The following is a 17,707-nucleotide window of genomic DNA, read 5'->3' as shown; positions in this document are numbered from 1 at the left end:
GCGGTCAGACGGCGATGTGCGTGACTTCGCCCTCGATCTTCCGGCGCGGGGCGAGCTCCACGAGGAGCATCGCGCCGAGCACCATCGCGCCGCCGGCGAGCATCCGCAGGGTCATCGACTCGCCACCGAGCACGACGGCGAAGAAGGCGGCGAACACCGGCTCCATGCTCATGATGATCGCGCTGCGGGTCGGGGGCAGGTGCGCCTGGGCCCAGGTCTGCCCGAGCAGCGCCGCAGCCCCGGCGAAGAGCGCCATGTAGATCACCGCGAGCCAGTCCGAGGTGGTGTCCGGCAGCGTGATCCCGCCCGGCACGGCGGCGACCAGGCAGATGGCCGCGATCACCAGGCACTGCAGGATCGCCATCCCGATCGCGTCGGCGGGGGAGGACCAGGCGCCGAGTCCGACGATGTGCAGCGCGTAGAGCCCGGCGGCGACCAGGGTGAGCGCCTCGCCGTACCCGGCGCTGAGGCCGTTCAGGGTCAGGACGGCGAGCCCGGCGACCGCGAGCAGCACCGCGATCCAGGTGCTCCGGGTGATCCGGGTGTGCAGGATCGCGGCGGCGAGGAACGGGGTGAACACGACGTACATCCCGGTGATGAAGCCGGAGACGCTCGCCGGGGTGTGCGCGAGGCCGGCCGTCTGCAGGATCTGGGCGACGCCGTACAGGCAGCCCAGCACGAGAGCGTGCTTGCGGACCTCGGGGGAGAGCCGCCCGATCGCGCGCGGGGCGAGCAGGACCATCGCGGCGCTGGCGATCGTGAACCGGACGGCCAGGAAGTCGACCACCGGGACGCGTTCGACCAGGTCGTGGATCAGGTAGAAGGTGCTTCCCCAGCAGGCGGTCATCGCCAGCAGGGTGAGGGTGGCCAGCAGCGCCAGCCGGCGCTCCTGCGCTGAGGTCGGGGCCGAGGTCGGGGCCGTGCCGCTCACGCGTCGCGCAGCTTCTTCAGCAGCGGCAGGCAGCCGCCGGTGACGTCGCCCGAACCGGGGGTCTCCAGGATGAACGGGACCCCGTCGGTGGCCGGGTGCGCGAACAGTTCCGTGAACGCGTCCTGCCCGATGTGGCCGTCGCCGATCCGCTCGTGGCGGTCGCGGAACGAGCCGCGCACGTCCATCGAGTCGTTGGCGTGCACCAGCCGAAGCCGGCCCTCGCCGGCGATCTCGACCAGCCGGTCGAGGGTGGCGGCCGCGCCGCCGGGCTCGTCGAGCGGGGCGCCGGCGGCGAAGACGTGACAGGTGTCCAGGCAGATGCCGACCTTCGGGTGCCGGTCGAGCGCGTCCAGGTACGGCCCGAGGTCGTCGACGCCTGCGCACAACGACCGGCCCTGGCCGGCGGTCGGCTCGAGCAGCAGCCAGGGCGCGGCGTCGTCGAGGACGTCGAGCACCGGCAGCAGGCCCTCCCGGACCTGGCGCAGAGCCGAGTCAAAGGCGCCTTCGTCCACGCACGAGCCGGTGTGCACGACGACGCCCTCGGCGCCGGTGCTCGCCGCCCGGGCGAGGTTGTGGGCCACGCTGGCGACCGACTTCTCGAAGGTCGCCGGGGTCGGGCTGCCCAGGTTCACCAGGTACGGCGCGTGCACGAACGTGCGCATCCCGCGGGCCTCGCAGGCCTCCCGGAACGCGCGGTCCTTGGCCGGGTCGCCGGGGCTGTGCGCCCAGCCGCGCGGGTTGCCGGCGAAGATCTGGATCGTCTCGGCGCCGAGCTCGTCGGCCGTCGCGAGCGCTCCCTCGACGAGCCCTTTTCCGACCTTGACGTGGGTGCCGACCGGACGGGACGGGACGGAGGAAGCAGCCGAGCGCATCGGGCCAGGGTACGTGGCGCCGCGGGTCAGCCGACCTTGAGGCCGTCCATCACCACGCGCAGGATCCGCTGGGTCTGCTCGCGGTCGAAGTTCGGCATCATCGTGCAGCCGCCGACCAGGCGCAGGACGTCGGCGGAGGTGACGTCGGGGCGGATCTCGCCGGCCAGCTGGGCGGCGGAGACGAGCGCCTCGGCGGTGTCGTAGATGACGGCGCGGGAGTGCGACATCAGCTCGGACTCGCGGCCGACGGCCTCGACGAGCTCGGTGAAGATGTGCCGCTTGGTGGCGGCGTAGTCGACGAAGGCGACCAGCCACAGCTCCAGCGCCTCGGCGGGCGGGTGGTTGGGGACGACCTTCTCGGCGGTCTCGCGCAGGACGTCGACCTCGTCGCGGTAGACCGCTTCGAGGAGCTCCAGCCGGGTGGGGAAGTGCCGGTACAGGGTGCCGATGCCGACGCCGGCGGCCTTGGCGATCTGCTCGAGCGAGGCGTCGCCGCCCTGGGCGGTGAAGACCTCGCGGGCGGTCGCGACCAGCTTGGCGCGGTTGCGGGCGGCGTCGGCGCGGAGCTTGGGCGCCCGCGCGGGGCCCCCGTCCGTCGTCCCAGCAGCCATCGTCCGTGCCCTTTCGCGAAATGACCTTGCATAACCGGAGGGTGCCTCCGTATATTAAGTGGAGGCGCCCTCCACATATTACCTCGACCGGCTGGTTGCAGCCAGCCTGAACGGAGACTCTCCGTGTCCGACCAACTTATCGCCGACACCCCGGCGACCACCCTGACCGCTGCGCCGGAGACCCCCGGGATCCCGCAGCGCCGTGGCCTGATCCTCGCCACGATCCTGATCGCCCAGCTGATGGTCGTGCTCGACATGAGCATCGTGAACGTCGCCCTGCCCGCGATGCAGGGCGCGCTCGGCTTCACCCCGACCGGCCTCTCCTGGGTGCTGAACGGCTACAGCCTCGCCTTCGGCGGCCTGCTCCTGCTCGGGGCCCGCACCGGTGACCTCCTCGGCCGCCGGCCGACGTTCCTGGCCGGCATCGCGCTGTTCACCCTGGCCTCGCTCGCCGGCGGGTTCGCCACCACCGGAGCCGCCCTGGTCGTCTCCCGCGTGGTCCAGGGCATCGGCGCCGCCTTCGCGGCACCGGCCTCGCTCTCGCTGCTGACCACGATGTTCCCCGAGGGTCGCGAGCGGGTCCGCGCCCTCGGCCTCTACACCGCCGTCTCCGTCGGCGGCGTCTCCTTCGGCCTGGTCGTCGGCGGCATCCTCACCGAGTACGCCTCCTGGCGCTGGGTGATGCTCGTCAACGTCCCGATCGGGATCCTGGTCGCGGCCATCGCCTGGCTCGCCGTCCCGCACACGCCGCGGCGCCACGGCCGCTTCGACCTGGCCGGCGCGGTCACGTCCACGGCCGGCGTCTCCGCGCTCGTCTACGGGTTCGTGCACGCGGCCTCGGCCGGCTGGGGCGACCCGGTCACCCTGACCTCGGTCCTCGGCGGCGTCGCGCTCCTGGTTGCGTTCGTCGCGGTCGAGCGCCGGGCGGACGAGCCGATCACGCCGCTGGGCCTGTTCGCCAACCGGGTGCGCAGCGGCGCGCTCCTCGCCCGGATGTTCCTGATCGCCGGTGCCATGGGGGCGTTCTTCTTCCTCACCCAGTACCTCCAGGACGTCCTCGGCTTCAGCCCGGTGCAGGCCGGGCTCGCCTTCCTGCCGATGACCGCCGGCGTCTTCGTGGCCTCGCAGGCCAGCTCCCGGGTCCTGGTCGAGCGGTTCGGGGAGCGTGCGGTGATGATCACCGGCGCCGCCCTCACCCTGGCCTCGCTGGTCTGGCTCACCCGGCTCGACCTGCACAGCGGGTACGCCGACGTGCTGGTCGCGCTGGTGCTGCTCGGTCTCGGCAACGGGCTCGCGTTCGTGCCGCTGACCGCGTCCGCGCTGCACGACGTCGCCCCGGGCGAGGCGGGTGCCGCCTCGGGCCTGGTCAACGTCGCCCAGCAGCTCGGCTCGGCGCTCGGTCTCGCCGGGCTGGTCACCGTCTCCGGCCACGCCAGCCGGGCAGTCGACCTGGCGCCCGCGCTGGACCAGGTCGCTCGCGCGCACCAGACGTTCCTCTCCGGCGCGCACGCCGCGTTCGAGGCGGCGACGCTGATGCTCGTGGTCACCCTCGCGCTGGTGACCTTCGTGATCCGGCGCCCCGAGGAGGGCTGAGCCGAGCCCTGGAGGTCCCCGGCGACGGGCCGGTCGGTCAGACGACGGACAGCACGACGAGGCTGCCCTTCGGGACCGCCTGGCCCTCGCCGGGGGTCACCCCGACGACGTACTGCGCACCGACGAAGAGCACGCTGTGCTCGACCTTCACCTGGAAGCCGAGCGCCTCGAGCTCCTTCTTCGCGTCGTTGGTGCGCGACCCGCGCAGGCGGGGGATCGTGACCAGCTCGGGGCCCTGGGAGACGACCAGCGTGATCGTGTCGCCCTTGAAGCCGGTCCCGGAATTCGGGCTCTGCGAGATGACCCGGCCCTTCGGCACCGTGTCGCTGAACTGGGTCTGCCGGCTCACCTTGAAGCCGGCGTCCTCCAGGTGGCTCTGCGCGTTGTCGGCCCGCTTCCCGGTCCAGTCGGCGATCCTGACCGGGCGCTTGCCCTTGCTGACGATGACGTTCACCGCGGCATCGCGCTTCAGCGGCGTCCCGGCACGCGGGTCGGTGCCGACGACCTTCCCGGCCGGGATCGTCTCGTTGTACTGCGGCACGGTGCTGCCGACCGTGAGCGAGGCCTCGTCCAGCATCGCCTGCGCCTCGGCGGGTGTGCGGCCGCGGACCGTCGGCACCTCGTGCCGCTCCGGGCCGAGCGAGATCGTCGCGGTGACGGTGCCGTCCTTCGCGACCCGGTCGCCGGGCGACGGGTCGGTGCGGATGACCGAGCCCTTCGCGACCGTCTCCGAGTACGCCGGCCTCCCGGTGTCGAAGGACAGGCCCGCCTTCTCCACCTTGGCCTTCGCCGCCGCCTGGGTCAGGTTGATGACCGCCGGCGTCGTCGTGTAGCGGGCGACGCCGAGGTACCAGCCGCCGAGACCGACGAGCAGGGCGGCGAGCAGCACGCCGATCAGCAGCACCAGACCGCGCCGGGACCGCCGCTCGCGGTAGACCGGGCCGGGCTCGCCCAACGCCGGCGGCGGGATCGGGCGCCGCGGCGGTGCGGCCGCGGTCCGGGTCACCGGGACCGGAGGCGGCACCGGGACCGCGGTGGTCATGTCGAGATCGTCGGAGTCGAAGAGGAACTCCGGCGGCGAGTACACCTCGTCGCGCACCGGTGCCAGGTCGAGCTCGTCGGTCCGGTCCGCCGCCGGGACCAGCGCGCGCGGCGCCAGGTCGGCGGTCAGCTCCGGGTCGTCGACGATGCCGTGGTCGAGCGCCTGCCGGACCCGGCGCACCTGGTGCAGCAGGACCCGGGCGTCGGAGGGACGCAGGTCGCGGTCGCGGGCGGTGGCGCGGGCGACCAGCGCGTCGACGTACGGCGGCAGGCCGGGGACCCGCTGCGACGGCGGCGGCACGTCCTCGTGCACGTGCTTGTAGGCCACCTGGATCGGGGAGTCCGCCTGGTGCGGCTTCTCGCCGGTGAGCATCTCGTAGAGCATGATCCCGACGGCGTACACGTCGGAGCGGGCGTCGGCCTTGCCGTCCACGACGAGCTCGGGGGACAGGTAGGAGACGGTGCCGATCAGGACGCCGCCGGTCGCGGTGTGCTGGGTCTCGGCGTTCACCGCGCGGGCGAGCCCGAAGTCGGCGACCTTGACCCGGCCCGCCCCGGAATCGAGGTCCGTGGCGAGCAGGACGTTCTCGGGCTTCATGTCGCGGTGGATCATCCCGGCGCCGTGCGCGGCCGCCAGCGCCGCGAGCACGGGCTCGACCACCGCCAGCGCGCGTCCCGGGCTGAGCGGCGCCTCCTTGCGGATGAGGTCGCGCAGGGTCAGGCCGGGGACGTACTCCATGACCAGGAACAGCGTGCCGCGGTCCTCGCCCTGGTCGAACACCGCGACCACGTTGTGGTGCGACAGCCGGGCCGCCGAGCGCGCCTCGCGCTCGAAGCGGGCCACGAACTCCGGGTCGTCGCCGAGACCCTCGTGCATCACCTTGACCGCGACGGTGCGGTCCAGCCGCAGGTCGCGCGCCTGGTAGACGGTGGCCATCCCGCCGCGGGCGACCTTCTCGCCCACCTGGTACCGGCCGTCGAGGATGCGGCCGATCAGCGGGTCGTCGACGCGACCCGTGTCCGTGCGCTCCACTGCATCCTCCAAGAGACCGGTGGGGAAGCCCGGTCAGGCGACGAGTTTACGGTGCGGGATCCCCGAATCGCGGCATCGCCGCATCGGTGCGAGCATGGGGGCGTGAGCGAGACCACGGCGATGACACCGGACGAAGGCCCCGACCTGGGGGCCCTGATCAGCGACTGGCTGGACTGGAAGGCGGCGGGCGAGGCGCTCGGCGTCTCGGTCAACAAGGTCCGCCAGTACATCCGCGAGCACCACCTGGCTGCGGCGGTCCCCGTCCCGGGCGCGGGCCAGAAGGTGCCGGCCGAGCTGATCATGGACGGCGAGATCGTCAAGGGTGTGCCCGGGCTGCTCACCGTCTTCCACGACGGCGGGTACGACGACCGCGAGATCCTCACCTGGTTGTTCACCGTCGACGACACCCTGCCCGGGCGCCCGATCGACGCGCTCCGGGAGAACCGCGGCTCCGAGGTGAAGCGGCGCGCCCAGGCGATGTCGCTCTGAGCCGATGAGTCCGCGGACCCGGACGCTGCTCGCCCTCGTCGGCGCGCTGCTGGCGGCGAGCCTGCTCTGGTGGTCCCAGCAGCCCTCGGGCGACGAGCCCGCCGGCGGGTCCACGGCCACCTCAGGGGCCACCGCAGGCGCGGCCACCTCAGGGGCCACCGCAGGGGCGGGTGACACCGTCGGGCTCGCCGACCTGCCGCCGGAGGCACGCGCGGTCGCCCGGGCGATCCACGCCGGCGGCCCGTTCCGCTACGACCGCGACGGCGTCACCTTCGGCAACCGCGAGGGCCTGCTGCCGTCGCGGCCGCGCGGCTTCTACCGCGAGTACACGGTGCCGACGCCCGGGGAGTCCGACCGCGGGGCGCGCCGGATCGTCGCCGGCCAGGACGGCAGGCTGTACTGGACGAGCGACCACTACGCGTCGTTCCGGCGGATCGAGGAGTGAACCGATGAGTGGACTCGCCGCGCTGCTCGCCGGCCGCCACGACCCCGGCGTCTACCGCTGGCACGCCGCCTTCGACGTCGAGGACGTGCGCGCCAGCGTCGAGCGCGCCGGCGCACTGCTCGGCCACGTGGACGGCTGGCGGAACCCGACGAAGACCGACACGTTGGACGCCTTCGCCGCGGCCCTGGCGTTCCCGGAGTGGTTCGGGCGCAACCTGGACGCCTTCGCCGACTGCCTGGCCGACGTCCTCGAACCCACCGTGGTGCTCTGGGACGGCTGGGGCGTCTTCGCCCGCGGGGACGCGCCCGCCTTCGCCGCGGTCCTGGAGGTGCTGCAGGACCGGGCCGGGACCGGTGCGGTGCCGTTCAGCGTGCTGCTGCGCGGCGACGGGCCCGAGCCGGACGTGCGCTCGCTCGACTCCTGAGGCCGCCGTCCGGCACTGCTCAGGAGGGTGGCCGGTGGTGCCGCTTCGGGGAGTCCGGCAGGTCGACCGGCGCGTACGCCGCCTCCGCGGGCGCCTCGGTGTCGTCGTCGAGCCAGCCGTCGTGGTGGTCGACGAGGATCTCCAGCACCACCGCCGGGGCGTCCGTCGTGACGGCCCACGGGTGGTCCTCGTCGTCGTCCTCGCCGGCGTAGGCGACCCGGCTCAGCGCGACGTCGTACCCGTCGGCGGCGAGCTGGCGCTCGACCTCCCGGGCCTCGTCCTCGTCGAAGAAGATCCCGCGCACGACTGGCTCAGACCGTCCGCTGGGTCGCTGCCGCGGCGAGCTGGCGGAGCACCTCGCGGGCCTCCTCGCGGATGTCCGCCGCGTCCAGCGCCGCCAGCGCGCGATCGGTCAGGGACGTGATCAGCTCCTCGACGCGGGCGTGGGCTCCGCTGCCGTCGATCAGGCGGCGCAGGTCGGCGACCTCGTCCGCGGTGAGCGGGCGGCCCAGGCTCGAGTCGAGCCGGTCCCGGTCGGCCCCGTCGAGAGTCTCGAGCGCCATCGCGATCAGCACGGTCCGCTTGCCCTCGGTGAGGTCGTCGCCGGCAGGCTTCCCGGTCACCTCGGGGTCGCCGAACACCCCGAGCAGGTCGTCGCGGAGCTGGAACGCCTCGCCGAGCGGGAGCCCGAAGCGGGTCAGCTGCTCGACGGTCGCGCGGTCGGCACCGGCCAGGGCGGCGCCGATGTGCAGCGGGCGCTCGATCGAGTACTTCGCGGACTTGTAGCGGACCACGGTCATCGCCAGGTCGACGTCGCTGGTGCCGCGGGCCTGGGCGGAGACGTCGAGGAACTGCCCGGTCACGACCTCGCTGCGGGTCTGGTCGAAGTAGCCGAGCGCGTCCAGGACCCGGTCGGCGGGCAGCCCGCAGGTGCGCAGCATCTCGTCGGACCAGGAGAGCAGCAGGTCGCCGAGGAGGATCGCGGCGGAGGCGCCGTACTGGGCCGCGCTGGCGGACCAGCCGCGCTCGCGGTGCAGGGCCTCGAAGGCGCGGTGGGTGGCCGGGCGGCCGCGCCGGGTGTCGGAGGCGTCCATGTAGTCGTCGTGCACCAGGGCGCTCGCGTGCAGCAGCTCCAGCGACGCGCAGGCACGCAGCAGCTCCTCGGGGTCGGCGGTCGGCGCCACGGCGAGGTGGCCCCACCAGCAGAAGGCGGCCCGGAACCGCTTGCCGCCGGTGACGCTGACCCGGGCGTGCTCGACGAGCCGCTGGGCGTCCTCGCCGAGCGCGTCGAGCCAGGCGGCCTGGGTGTCGACGAAGGCCTGCACGGTGCGCTCGATGCCGGCGCGGAACTCGGCCGGGTCCCACCCGGCACCGGGGCCCGCGGCCGGGACGACATCCTGAGACTCTGTCACGCGGCGAGCGTAGCCCTCGTATCCTCTGGCCCATGGCGACGGGACAGGCAACGAGCATCGCGACCCTGCTGGCAGCGGGAGAGCGCTCCTTCTCGTTCGAGTTCTTCCCGCCGAAGGACGCGGCCGGCGAGGAAGTCCTGTGGCGCTCGCTGGGCGAGCTCGAGCAGCTGCGGCCGACGTTCGTCTCGGTGACGTACGGCGCCGGTGGCTCCACCCGGGACCGCACCATCGAGATCACCGGGCGGATCGCGCGGGAGACCACGATGACCCCGATGGCCCACCTGACCTGCGTCGGGCACACCGTCGAGGAGCTCGGCGCCATTCTCGACTCGCTCGCCGACGCGGGCGTGAGCAACGTCCTCGCCCTGCGCGGCGACCCGCCGGGCGGCCCCGGCACCACCTGGGTCCCGACCCCGGGCGGCGTCGACTACGCCGCCGAGCTGGTCGACCTGATCCACCGCCGCGGCCGGTTCTCGGTCGGCGTCGCCGTCTTCCCCGAGGGCCACCGCGACTCGACGTCGCTGGACCAGGACGTCGCGGTGATGAAGGCGAAGTACGACGCCGGCGCGGAGTTCGGCGTCACCGAGATGGTGCTGCGCGCCTCGGACTACTTCGGCCTCGTCGAGCGCTGCCGGGCGGCCGGCATCGACATGCCGATCATCCCGGGCATCATGCCGATCCTCGCGATCGGCTCGATGAAGAAGATGGTCGAGCTCTCCGGGCGCGAGATGCCGGCCGAGGTGCTGGCCCGGATCGAGCCGCTGGCCGGCGACCCCGAGGCGGTCCGCGCCGAGGGCATCCGGATCGCCACCGAGCTCTGCGACGACCTGCTCGCCGGCGGTGCACCCGGCCTGCACTTCTACACGCTCAACCGGTCGAAGGCGACGCGGGAGATCTACACCGCCCTCGCCTGCCACGCCTGATCAGGCCGGGCCGATCACCTGCGCCACCAACGCGGCCGACAGGCCCACGCTGGGCAGGCCAGCGCCGGTGGTCGCGTGCGCGCCGGCGACGTGGACGCCGGCGACCGGGGTGGTGCTGCCGAGGCGGCGGGTGAACGTGCCGCGGCCCTGCCACAGCACCCCGTACGGCGACCCGCCCCAGTCGCCGACCAGGTCCTTGGGGGAGCGGTCGACCCGGGTGACCACCTGCTCGCGCACCCTGATCCCGGCCCGGGCCAGGGCGACGACGATGTCCTCGGCGAGCTTGCCGCGGCCGAGCACGGTCCAGGCGTGCGCTCCCGCCGGGGCGGTGCCGTTCGTGCGCAGCACCAGGGACGGGTCGCCGTGCAGGACGACCTCCTGGGGCAGCTCGGGGACCTCGCCCTCGAGTCCGATGTGGGAGACGACCGGCGGGATCGCCGGCATCGTGCGCTCGACCAGCCGGGCCAGGGCGGGAAGCCGGCGCGGGTCGATGGCGACGACGACGTGGTCGGCCGGGAGGTCGTGCACCTCGCCGTCCCGGTCGGCCTTGACCGCCACGACGCGGCCGCCCTCGAYGACGAGGTCGCGGGCCGGGGTCCCGGTCAGGACGGTGACGCCGCGGGTGGCGAGCCGCTGCGTCAGCACGTCGGTGAGCTGGCCCATGCCGCCGGGCAGCGTCCACACCCCGAAGTTCTGCTCGACGTAGGACCACATCCCGAACCACGCCGGCACGTTCCGCGGGTCGTGCCCCTCCAGCCGGGCGTGGTGCAGCGCGAGGTCGCGGAGGCGGGCGTCCTTGAAGGTGCGGTGCACCACCTTGTGCAGGGACAGCCGGCTGTCGAGGATCTCGCGGGTCGGCTTGGGGGCGTGCTCGGGCGACCAGGGTCGCTCGTACACGTCCTTGCGCAGGGCCTCCCAGACGTCCCGCTGCGCGTCGACGTAGCCGACCCAGCGGGTGCCGGCGTCGCCGCCGAGCGCGGTCCCGACCGCGTCGAGCTGGGCGCCGCGGCTGCCGCCGGGCAGGTCGAGCTCGGTGCCGTCGGTGAACCGGTGCCGGGCGACCGGCTCGACGGGCACCAGGTCGATCTCCTTCTCCGCCGCCCGGCCGGACTTGCGGAAGAAGTCGCGGATCACCGCGGGCAGCAGCGTCGTGGTGGGCCCGGAGTCCCACCGGAAGCCGTCCTGCTCGACGGTGCCGAGGCAGCCGCCCAGCGCGGGCGCGGCCTCGAGCAGGGTCACCTCGTGCCCGAGCTTGGCGAGCCGGGCCGCGCTCGCGAGCCCGCCGAAACCACCACCGACCACCACCACACGCGCCATGGCGGCAACCTTAGGGGGCCCGGGGTGGGTACGGGCTGGGTACGGGCGGCGCACCGGTCCCGGCTACGCCGGCGCCGGCCTTCCCTTCCAGCGTGCCCAGCCGCGGCGGACCAGCCGGAGCAGCAGGCGCAGCAGCACGATCCCGGCGACGAGCAGCACCAGGCAGATCGCCGCGGCCAGCCACGGGTGGTGGATCGCCAGCAGCACGACGCCGACGACGGTGACGTCCTCGGCGACGCTGGYGACGACGTTGGTGAACGGCTCCGGCGAGGTGTTGATCGCCAGCCGCCCGCCCGCCTTCACCGCGTGGCTGGTCAGGGCGGTTCCGCCGCCGAGCACCGCGTACGCCGCCTGCTGCACCGACGTCGCCTCCCCGGTCACCATCAGCGCGAGCGCGGTCCCGACGGCCGGCCGGACCACGGTCGAGACGGCGTCCCAGGTCGAGTCGACGTAGGGGACCTTGTCGGCGACGAACTCGATCGCGCAGAGCAGCCCGACGACGAGCAGCACGTCGGTGCGGCCGAGCGCGTCGGGCACCTCGGAGACGTCGGAGTAGCGGTCGACCAGGCCGAGGACGAGCAGGGTCAGGTAGGCGTTCACGCCACTGACCCAGCCGCCGGAGAAGACGAGGGGGAGCAGGTCCACGTCCCGAGCCTAGAGCGGGAAACCCGGTCGCCGCCGGACCTGCGGCCGGCGTACGGTCGCAGCGTGGCAGACCGCGGAGTGCAAGCAGGCTGGACCGAGATCGCCGACCTGGACGCGCTGGTCGCGGTGATCGGCGAGCCGATCCCGCGGGTGCGCGACAAGGTGCGGCACGCGCTGACCGATGTGGACCGGGACTGGCTGGCCGCCTCGCCGTTCTGCCTGCTCGCGACCGCGGGGGCCGACGGCGCCTGCGACGCCTCGCCGAAGGGGGACCCGGCGGGCGACCTGGTGCACGTCGTGGACGACACCACGATCGCGCTGGCGGAACGGCCCGGGAACCGGCGCGCCGACGGCTACCGCAACATCCTGGAGAACCCGCAGGTGGGGCTCTGCTTCCTGATCCCGGGCCGCGGCGACACCCTGCGGGTCAACGGGCGCGCGCGGCTGGTCGCCGACGCGCCGTTCTTCGACGCGATGGTCGTCCAGGGCCACCGGCCGGTGCTGGCCGTGGTCGTCGACGTCGAGGAGGTCTTCCACCACTGCGCGAAGGCGTTCCTGCGCTCGGGCCTGTGGGACCCGGAGACCTGGGACCCGGAGGGCACGGTGCCGCGACGGGCGGTGCTCGCGCAGCGGCTGGAGCCGTCCGGGCGCAGCCTGGAGGAGCTCGACGCGTACTACGGCGAGCGGTACCGCGAGGGGCTGTACTAGAACGGCGATTGAGGAGGTCGCAGCGACCGTCTCGAAACCTGGGCCCGCTCGCAGGCGATCACGCCGGCGACTGTCCAGGGGGCACGGGCGCCCTGTTCGTGGCTGACGCTGCCCTCGCGAGGGGCATGGACCAGTCCACGTGGGGGTGGGTGCCGCTGAATCCGGCCGCCAGGGTCTCGCCCTGCGTCGTCGCCGGCCCGAATTGATATCCGGTGGACAGCGTCGGTTATCCACAAGGTTCCTGTTGGCGTCTCGAACTTCACGGACCTGGATCCCCGCCAAGGGCAGTCCGGTCGTCAGATGCGGGAATGGCCAGTCGATCTCCGGGAGTTTCAAGGCCGAACACCGGGCTAACGGCAAGTCTGGCGTCAGCGTCCGTCATGGCTACACGAAGGTGAAGGACTGCTGATCGATCAGCGACTGCCTATCCTCGTGCCGGTCGAACTGATGCGGAGGGAGCAGGGATGCGAGTCAGCGAAGTCGATGAGGAATCGACGGACAGCGAGTTTGACGGCCCCACCTTCCGCGTCTTCTTGTTCGACCGGCACGGGGATTCCTTCGCTTGTGGAGTTCACGAGATCCTGGGTGCGGATGTTTCTGACGTGCTGACTTGGGCTGCTGAGCAGCACGCCGACCTCTACGCTGTGGCGCTGATGGTCCGGTGTGGCGATCAACTGCAAGCGCACTGGATCGAAGGGACAGATCCGAACAATGTTCCGTACGACGACGTCGAGCGGGCGTCGCGGGAGCGACTCTTCCGCAAGTTCGATCTGCCCGACCCGAACACTTCTTGACGGACCTACTACGGCGAGCGGTACCGCGAAGGGCTCTACTAGAGCTCGCGGGCGATCACGCCGGCGACCGTGGCGGGGTCACGGGCGACCACGGTGGTCGCGTCGCTGGCGGTGATGATCGGGCGCTGGATCGCGCGCGGGTGCGCGACCAGGGCGGCGATCCACGCGTCGCGGTGCTCCGCGTCCTTCGCGATCGCGATGCCCGCCTCGCGGGTCTCGGCCGGACGGGCGATCTCCCAGGGCTGCAGGCCGAGCCGGTCCAGCACGGCACCGAGCTCGGCGGTCGTCGGCGGGTCGTCGAGGTAGCGGCGCTCGACGTACTCGACGCCTGCGGCGTCCAGGTCGGCCTTGGCGCTGCGGCACTTGCTGCACGCCGGGTTGATCCAGATCTCGACGGCCATGACGGTCAGTTCACCTCGATCTCTTCCGCGCCGGTCATCGCGGCGAGCTCGTCGTACGTGGTGGAGAAGACGGCGGCAGGGTGGCCGGCCGCGGCCCACAGGGTCGCGTACTGCCGCAGGGCCGGGTCCAGGTAGGTGCGGATCGGGGCCGGGTGCGCGATCGGGGAGACGCCGCCGATGACCTGGCCGGTGGCTTCCTTCACGAACTCCGGCTTGGCCCGGCGCAGTGCCTCGACGCCGATCTGGTCGGCGGCCTTCTGCACGTCGACCCGGTGCGCGCCGGAGGTGAGGATCAGGACGGGCTCGCCGGCCGCCTCGAAGAGCAGGCTGTTCGCGATCGCGCCGACCTCGCAGCCGAGAGCCTCGGCGGCGAGCGCGGCGGTGTGCACGGAGTCGGGGAGGACCACGATCCGGCCCTGCCCGCCGGCGGCTTCGAGTGCGCTGCGGAAGCGGGCGATCGAGGAGTGCTCGGTGTCGTTCTCGGTGTCGTTCTCGGCCATGACGCGGAAGTTATCCCACCGGTGGTCCGCGAGGTCGGAACGGGGCTTGACGCGTTGTCCGTGGGGCGGTGTACCTTGGACTTGTTCGAACACCTGTTCGAACGACGGTCCGGTGGGGGATGACCTCGACCCCCATCCTCCACCGGGCCACCGACAAGCGGGGTCGTCCCGACGGAAGGAGCAGGCGGTGCGGCAGTACGACGACCTGGTGGAGGTGCGCAAGGGTCCGGTCCCGGATGACGGCCCGCAGCAGTTCCTGTGGCGCGGCCGGCTCTGGCAGGTGCGCGAGGTGCTCGCGCACTGGGTCGAGACCGGCGCGTGGTGGCTGCGCCGTCCCGAGGAGCGACCCGGTCGCTCCGAGCTGCTCCGCGAGCGCGAGGTCTGGCGGGTCTCGGCCGCCCGTGGCCGCGCTGTCGCCACGGCCGACGATCCCGGTTTCGGCGTCTTCGACCTCGCGTTCGACCCGACCCGCGGTGTCTGGCGTCTCGCCGGCTCCCTCGACTGAACGGTGCTCCCCGTGGACTTCCTCCTGCCCGCTTCCACGCACTCCTACCTCGAACGCTCCGCCGAGTCGCTGCGCGAGGCGATCACCTGCACCGACGTCCCGCAGCGGTACGCGCTGGCCCACGTGGCCGCGCTGCGCGCCACCGCGGCCCTCCTGGCCGCCCGGGCCCAGCCGCTGCCGGCAGCACGCCGGCGGCAGAAGAACGCCTGGGTGCTGCTCGCCGAGGTCGCCCCCGAGCTCCAGGAGTGGGCGACGTTCTTCTCCGCGGGCGCCCAGAAGCGTGCCGCCGCCGAGGCCGGTTCGCGGCGCGCGGTCACCGAGCGGGAAGCCGACGACCTGGTCCGCGACGCCGACCGCTTCCTCGCCTTGATCGAGACGAGCCTCGGGCTCACCAGCCATGCACCGTTTCGAGTCGCCTGAGCCGACGGCTGAGGTGTCGGACGTGGTGGCTGGCGCCTCGGCACTAGGGTGCGTTGCATGGAGCGACCTCTGGAGCGCCGTGCCTCGATCCGCACCGCCGTCGTGTGGGAGGCGGTGCAGCGGCACCTCGCCGGGAAGCAGGACCTGGTGGTCCTCGACATCGGTGGCGGCACCGGTGGTTTCGCGGTCCGGGTCGCCGAGCTCGGGCACCGGGTCACCGTCGTCGACCCGAGCCCGGACGCCCTCGCCGCGCTCGGCCGGCGTGCTGCCGAGCGGGACGTCGCCGACCGTGTCGCCGGGCAGCAGGGCGACCTCTCCGGCCTCGGCGACCTGGTCGCCCCGGGAAGCGTCGACCTGGTCCTGTGCCACGAGGTGCTCGGCCTCGTCGTCGACCCGGCCGCCGCGCTCGGCACGCTGCGGGCGACGCTCCGGCCCGGGGGAGCGCTCAGCGTCCTGGTCGGCCAACGGCACGCGGCCGTCCTCGCCCGAGCGATGGCCGGTCAGTTCACCCAGGCCCGCGACCTCCTCGACGGAAGCGACGACGAGGCCCGCCCGGAAGCGCGGGGGACCGAGCACCGGTTCACCGCCGAGGAGCTGGTCGACCTGCTCGCGCGGACCGGTTTCGGGGAGCCCGAGATCCATGGCGTGCGGGTCTTCGCCGATCTGGTGCCGTCCTCGCTGCTCGACCTCGAGCCGGGGGCGATCGGCGGTCTGCTCGACCTGGAGCGGGCCGTCGCCGGGCGGGTCGAGTACCGCGCCCTCGCCGCCCAGCTGCACGCGGTCGCCACGGTCTGACCGACCCGGGCCGGTGGCCCGTGAATGAGGACGGCTCCGCGGTCTGCCCGATCCTGCACGTGGACATGGACGCGTTCTACGCCTCCGTCGCGATCCGCGACCGTCCGGAGCTGCACGACGTTCCCGTGATCGTCGGGGGCGGCCACCGTGGCGTCGTACTGTCGGCGAACTACCCGGCGCGCGCCTACGGGGTCCGCTCCGGCATGTCCGGCACCGAGGCCCGCCGGCTCTGTCCGCAGGCGGTGCGGATCTCCCCGGAATTCGGGGAGTTCGAGACGGTGTCGCGCTCGGTGATGGAGACGTTCCGGTCGGTCACCCCGCTGGTGGAGGCGTACTCCCTGGACGAGGCGTTCCTGGACGTCCGCGGTGCCGCGCGCCGGCTCGGGTCGCCGCTGCAGATCGCCGAGCTGCTCCGGGCGCGGATCCACGACGAGCAGCGGGTCACCTGCTCGGTCGGGCTGGCCGCGACCGTCTCGGTGGCCAAGCTCGCGAGCAAGCGGGCGAAGCCCGACGGTCTGCTCGTGGTCCGGCCCGACGAGATCGTCAGCGCCGTGCACCCGCTCGACGTCGGCGAGCTGTTCGGGGTCGGCCCGCGGACCCGCGCGAAGCTCCGCAAGATCGGGCTGGAGACCGTCGGGGACGTGGCGCAGATGCCGGCGGAGACGCTGCGGCACGTCGTCGGCGCGGCGGCGGCGGCCCAGCTCCACCAGCTCGCGTGGGGGACGGACCGGTCGGTGCTCACGCCGCGCCGCGCCGACGAGGACCCGGAGCGCAGCATGGGGTCCGACGAGACCTTCGGGCGTGACGTCGCCGACCCGGAGGTGATCCACCGCGAGCTGCTGCGCCTCGCCGGACGGGTCACGGCGCGGATGCGGCACGCCGGCCTGGCCGGGCGCACCGTCGCCATCCGGGTCCGGTACGCCGACTTCACCACCCTCACCCGGTCGCACACGCTCAGCGACCCCACCGACGTCACCGCCGAGGTGCACCGGACGGCCGTGCTCCTCTACGACGCGCTCGGCCAGGAGACGAGCCAGGGCCGCCGGGTCCGGCTCGTCGGGGTCCGGGTCGAGGGCCTGCGGCCGCGGGCCGGCGCGCAGCGGCAGGGCGTCCTGGGGGAGCGCGAACGCGGGTGGCCCGAGGCCGACCGGGCGATGGACCGGGCCCGCACCCGGTTCGGCCGGGGCGCCGTGCGGCCGGCGACGCTGCTCGCGGGGGACCGTCCGTGAGCCCGAGCCGGCCTCCGGCGAGGGTCCGGTGGCCCTCGGGAAGAGCGCTGGACCAGTTCCCTGAGAATTCCGCATCCCGCCTACCGCGTTTCGTCCTCCCTGCCTAGACTTGGGAGCAGTCCCTGTCACCGGACTCACCACCTGGAGGAAGCCGTGCCGCTCTCGGAAGAGGAGCTTCGTCTGCTGGAGCAGATGGAACGGGCCCTCGCCGCGGAGGACCCGAAGTTCGTCTCCGCGCTCCAGGGCCGCACGCTGCGCCGCGTCGTACGGATGCGCACCATCGGCGCCGTCGTCGTCTTCGTCGGAGGCATCGCCCTGCTCATGGGCGGTGCGATGGCCGGGCAGACCTGGCTCGGGGTGATCGGATTCCTGGTCATGCTGGTGTCGGCGACCCTCGGTCTGGCGACCTGGCGCGGTCATCGCGTGCCGGAGGAGCGTCCCGCTCCCGACGCGTTGTTCGACTTCGACGACCGCGGCCACCGCTTCGACGTGATCCAGGGCGGTCGGGCCTCCAAGCCCCGCAAGCCGCGCAAGCAGAAGGCCCGCAAGCAGGGCACCTTCATGCAGCGCATGGAACAGCGCTGGCAGCACCGGCGCGACCAGGGTTACTAGACCCCGA

At 73.2% G+C, this 17,707-nt stretch carries 22 protein-coding genes; 12 read left to right on the top strand and 10 right to left on the bottom strand.

The window, feature by feature from the left end; all coding sequences use genetic code 11:
- Nucleotides 1-4: 4 nt before the first annotated feature.
- From AB4Y76_RS07545 to AB4Y76_RS07535, 3 genes are read right to left on the bottom strand one after another with little or no spacing between them, the layout of a single operon-like run.
- Entirely contained in the window at nt 5-931 is a 927-nt protein-coding gene (locus AB4Y76_RS07545; protein ID WP_441923749.1) for a DMT family transporter, read from the bottom strand.
- Entirely contained in the window at nt 928-1,803 is an 876-nt protein-coding gene (locus AB4Y76_RS07540; RefSeq protein ID WP_441923747.1) for a deoxyribonuclease IV, read from the bottom strand. Before AB4Y76_RS07540 ends, AB4Y76_RS07545 begins: the two co-directional genes overlap by 4 nt.
- A gap of 26 nt (nt 1,804-1,829) precedes the next feature.
- Nucleotides 1,830-2,414 (bottom strand): TetR/AcrR family transcriptional regulator, encoded by a 585-nt coding sequence (locus AB4Y76_RS07535; protein ID WP_441923745.1) that lies wholly within the window; start codon nt 2,412-2,414, stop codon nt 1,830-1,832.
- Between the two features lie 123 nt (nt 2,415-2,537).
- Between AB4Y76_RS07535 and AB4Y76_RS07530 the strand changes: the two genes are divergently transcribed.
- Nucleotides 2,538-4,007 (top strand): MFS transporter, encoded by a 1,470-nt coding sequence (locus AB4Y76_RS07530; protein ID WP_441923743.1) that lies wholly within the window; start codon nt 2,538-2,540, stop codon nt 4,005-4,007.
- A 37-nt stretch (nt 4,008-4,044) separates the two neighbouring features.
- On the opposite strand, the gene pknB is transcribed toward AB4Y76_RS07530, so the two are convergent.
- Nucleotides 4,045-6,081: a Stk1 family PASTA domain-containing Ser/Thr kinase gene (gene pknB / locus AB4Y76_RS07525; RefSeq protein WP_441923741.1), complete on the bottom strand. Its 2,037-nt coding sequence runs from the start codon at nt 6,079-6,081 to the stop codon at nt 4,045-4,047.
- 102 nt (nt 6,082-6,183) lie between these two features.
- On the opposite strand from pknB, the gene AB4Y76_RS07520 reads away from it, so the two are divergent.
- From AB4Y76_RS07520 to AB4Y76_RS07510, 3 genes are read left to right on the top strand one after another with little or no spacing between them, the layout of a single operon-like run.
- Nucleotides 6,184-6,570 carry an Rv2175c family DNA-binding protein gene (locus AB4Y76_RS07520; protein ID WP_441923739.1) on the top strand — a complete coding sequence of 129 codons (387 nt, stop codon included), beginning with the start codon at nt 6,184-6,186 and terminating at the stop codon, nt 6,568-6,570.
- Between the two features lie 4 nt (nt 6,571-6,574).
- Nucleotides 6,575-7,015, top strand: coding sequence for a ribonuclease domain-containing protein (locus tag AB4Y76_RS07515; RefSeq protein ID WP_441923737.1), 441 nt, complete (start codon nt 6,575-6,577; stop codon nt 7,013-7,015).
- Between the two features lie 4 nt (nt 7,016-7,019).
- On the top strand, nt 7,020-7,439 hold the full coding sequence (locus tag AB4Y76_RS07510; RefSeq protein ID WP_441923735.1) for a barstar family protein: 420 nt from the start codon (nt 7,020-7,022) through the stop codon (nt 7,437-7,439).
- Between the two features lie 19 nt (nt 7,440-7,458).
- On the opposite strand, the gene AB4Y76_RS07505 is transcribed toward AB4Y76_RS07510, so the two are convergent.
- Nucleotides 7,459-7,743, bottom strand: a complete 285-nt coding sequence (locus AB4Y76_RS07505; protein WP_441923733.1) for a hypothetical protein — start codon at nt 7,741-7,743, stop codon at nt 7,459-7,461.
- A 7-nt stretch (nt 7,744-7,750) separates the two neighbouring features.
- On the bottom strand, nt 7,751-8,851 hold the full coding sequence (locus AB4Y76_RS07500; RefSeq protein ID WP_441923731.1) for a polyprenyl synthetase family protein: 1,101 nt from the start codon (nt 8,849-8,851) through the stop codon (nt 7,751-7,753).
- 32 nt (nt 8,852-8,883) lie between these two features.
- Here AB4Y76_RS07500 and metF point away from each other — a divergent pair, with 32 nt between their 5' ends.
- Nucleotides 8,884-9,774 carry a methylenetetrahydrofolate reductase [NAD(P)H] gene (gene metF, locus AB4Y76_RS07495; RefSeq protein ID WP_441923729.1) on the top strand — a complete coding sequence of 297 codons (891 nt, stop codon included), beginning with the start codon at nt 8,884-8,886 and terminating at the stop codon, nt 9,772-9,774.
- Here metF and AB4Y76_RS07490 read toward each other — a convergent pair whose 3' ends face one another.
- Together AB4Y76_RS07490 and AB4Y76_RS07485 are read right to left on the bottom strand one after the other, a co-directional pair.
- A complete protein-coding gene (locus tag AB4Y76_RS07490) occupies nt 9,775-11,091 on the bottom strand; it encodes a phytoene desaturase family protein (protein WP_441923727.1) in 1,317 nt (438 codons plus the stop codon).
- 63 nt (nt 11,092-11,154) lie between these two features.
- Complete coding sequence (locus AB4Y76_RS07485; protein ID WP_441923725.1) at nt 11,155-11,736, bottom strand: DUF4126 domain-containing protein; 582 nt, start codon at nt 11,734-11,736, stop codon at nt 11,155-11,157.
- A gap of 63 nt (nt 11,737-11,799) precedes the next feature.
- Between AB4Y76_RS07485 and AB4Y76_RS07480 the strand changes: the two genes are divergently transcribed.
- Both AB4Y76_RS07480 and AB4Y76_RS07475 read left to right on the top strand, forming a co-directional pair.
- Nucleotides 11,800-12,444, top strand: coding sequence for a pyridoxamine 5'-phosphate oxidase family protein (locus AB4Y76_RS07480; protein WP_441923723.1), 645 nt, complete (start codon nt 11,800-11,802; stop codon nt 12,442-12,444).
- A gap of 464 nt (nt 12,445-12,908) precedes the next feature.
- Nucleotides 12,909-13,238 carry a hypothetical protein gene (locus tag AB4Y76_RS07475; protein ID WP_441923721.1) on the top strand — a complete coding sequence of 110 codons (330 nt, stop codon included), beginning with the start codon at nt 12,909-12,911 and terminating at the stop codon, nt 13,236-13,238.
- A gap of 38 nt (nt 13,239-13,276) precedes the next feature.
- On the opposite strand, the gene AB4Y76_RS07470 is transcribed toward AB4Y76_RS07475, so the two are convergent.
- Together AB4Y76_RS07470 and AB4Y76_RS07465 are read right to left on the bottom strand one after the other, a co-directional pair.
- Entirely contained in the window at nt 13,277-13,639 is a 363-nt protein-coding gene (locus AB4Y76_RS07470) for an ArsC/Spx/MgsR family protein (protein WP_441923719.1), read from the bottom strand.
- A gap of 5 nt (nt 13,640-13,644) precedes the next feature.
- Entirely contained in the window at nt 13,645-14,139 is a 495-nt protein-coding gene (locus tag AB4Y76_RS07465) for a YbaK/EbsC family protein (RefSeq protein ID WP_441923717.1), read from the bottom strand.
- Nucleotides 14,140-14,326: 187 nt separating this feature from the next.
- Between AB4Y76_RS07465 and AB4Y76_RS07460 the strand changes: the two genes are divergently transcribed.
- The 5 genes from AB4Y76_RS07460 to AB4Y76_RS07440 all read left to right on the top strand — a co-directional run bounded on the left by AB4Y76_RS07460 (nt 14,327) and on the right by AB4Y76_RS07440 (nt 17,700).
- Nucleotides 14,327-14,644, top strand: a complete 318-nt coding sequence (locus AB4Y76_RS07460; RefSeq protein WP_441923715.1) for a DUF6504 family protein — start codon at nt 14,327-14,329, stop codon at nt 14,642-14,644.
- Nucleotides 14,645-14,656: 12 nt separating this feature from the next.
- Nucleotides 14,657-15,064, top strand: coding sequence for an SAV_6107 family HEPN domain-containing protein (locus AB4Y76_RS07455; protein WP_441923714.1), 408 nt, complete (start codon nt 14,657-14,659; stop codon nt 15,062-15,064).
- Nucleotides 15,065-15,121: 57 nt separating this feature from the next.
- Entirely contained in the window at nt 15,122-15,859 is a 738-nt protein-coding gene (locus tag AB4Y76_RS07450; protein ID WP_441923712.1) for a methyltransferase, read from the top strand.
- Nucleotides 15,860-15,879: 20 nt separating this feature from the next.
- Nucleotides 15,880-17,088 (top strand): DNA polymerase IV, encoded by a 1,209-nt coding sequence (dinB, locus tag AB4Y76_RS07445; RefSeq protein ID WP_441923710.1) that lies wholly within the window; start codon nt 15,880-15,882, stop codon nt 17,086-17,088.
- A gap of 153 nt (nt 17,089-17,241) precedes the next feature.
- Complete coding sequence (locus tag AB4Y76_RS07440) at nt 17,242-17,700, top strand: DUF3040 domain-containing protein (RefSeq protein ID WP_441923708.1); 459 nt, start codon at nt 17,242-17,244, stop codon at nt 17,698-17,700.
- The last annotated feature ends 7 nt before the right edge of the window (nt 17,701-17,707 follow it).

Source organism: Marmoricola sp. RAF53, from assembly GCF_052114005.1.
GTDB lineage: Bacteria > Actinomycetota > Actinomycetes > Propionibacteriales > Nocardioidaceae > Marmoricola.
The sequence above is the reverse complement of the archived record's forward strand: the minus strand, read 5'-3'. Positions and strand labels throughout refer to the sequence as shown.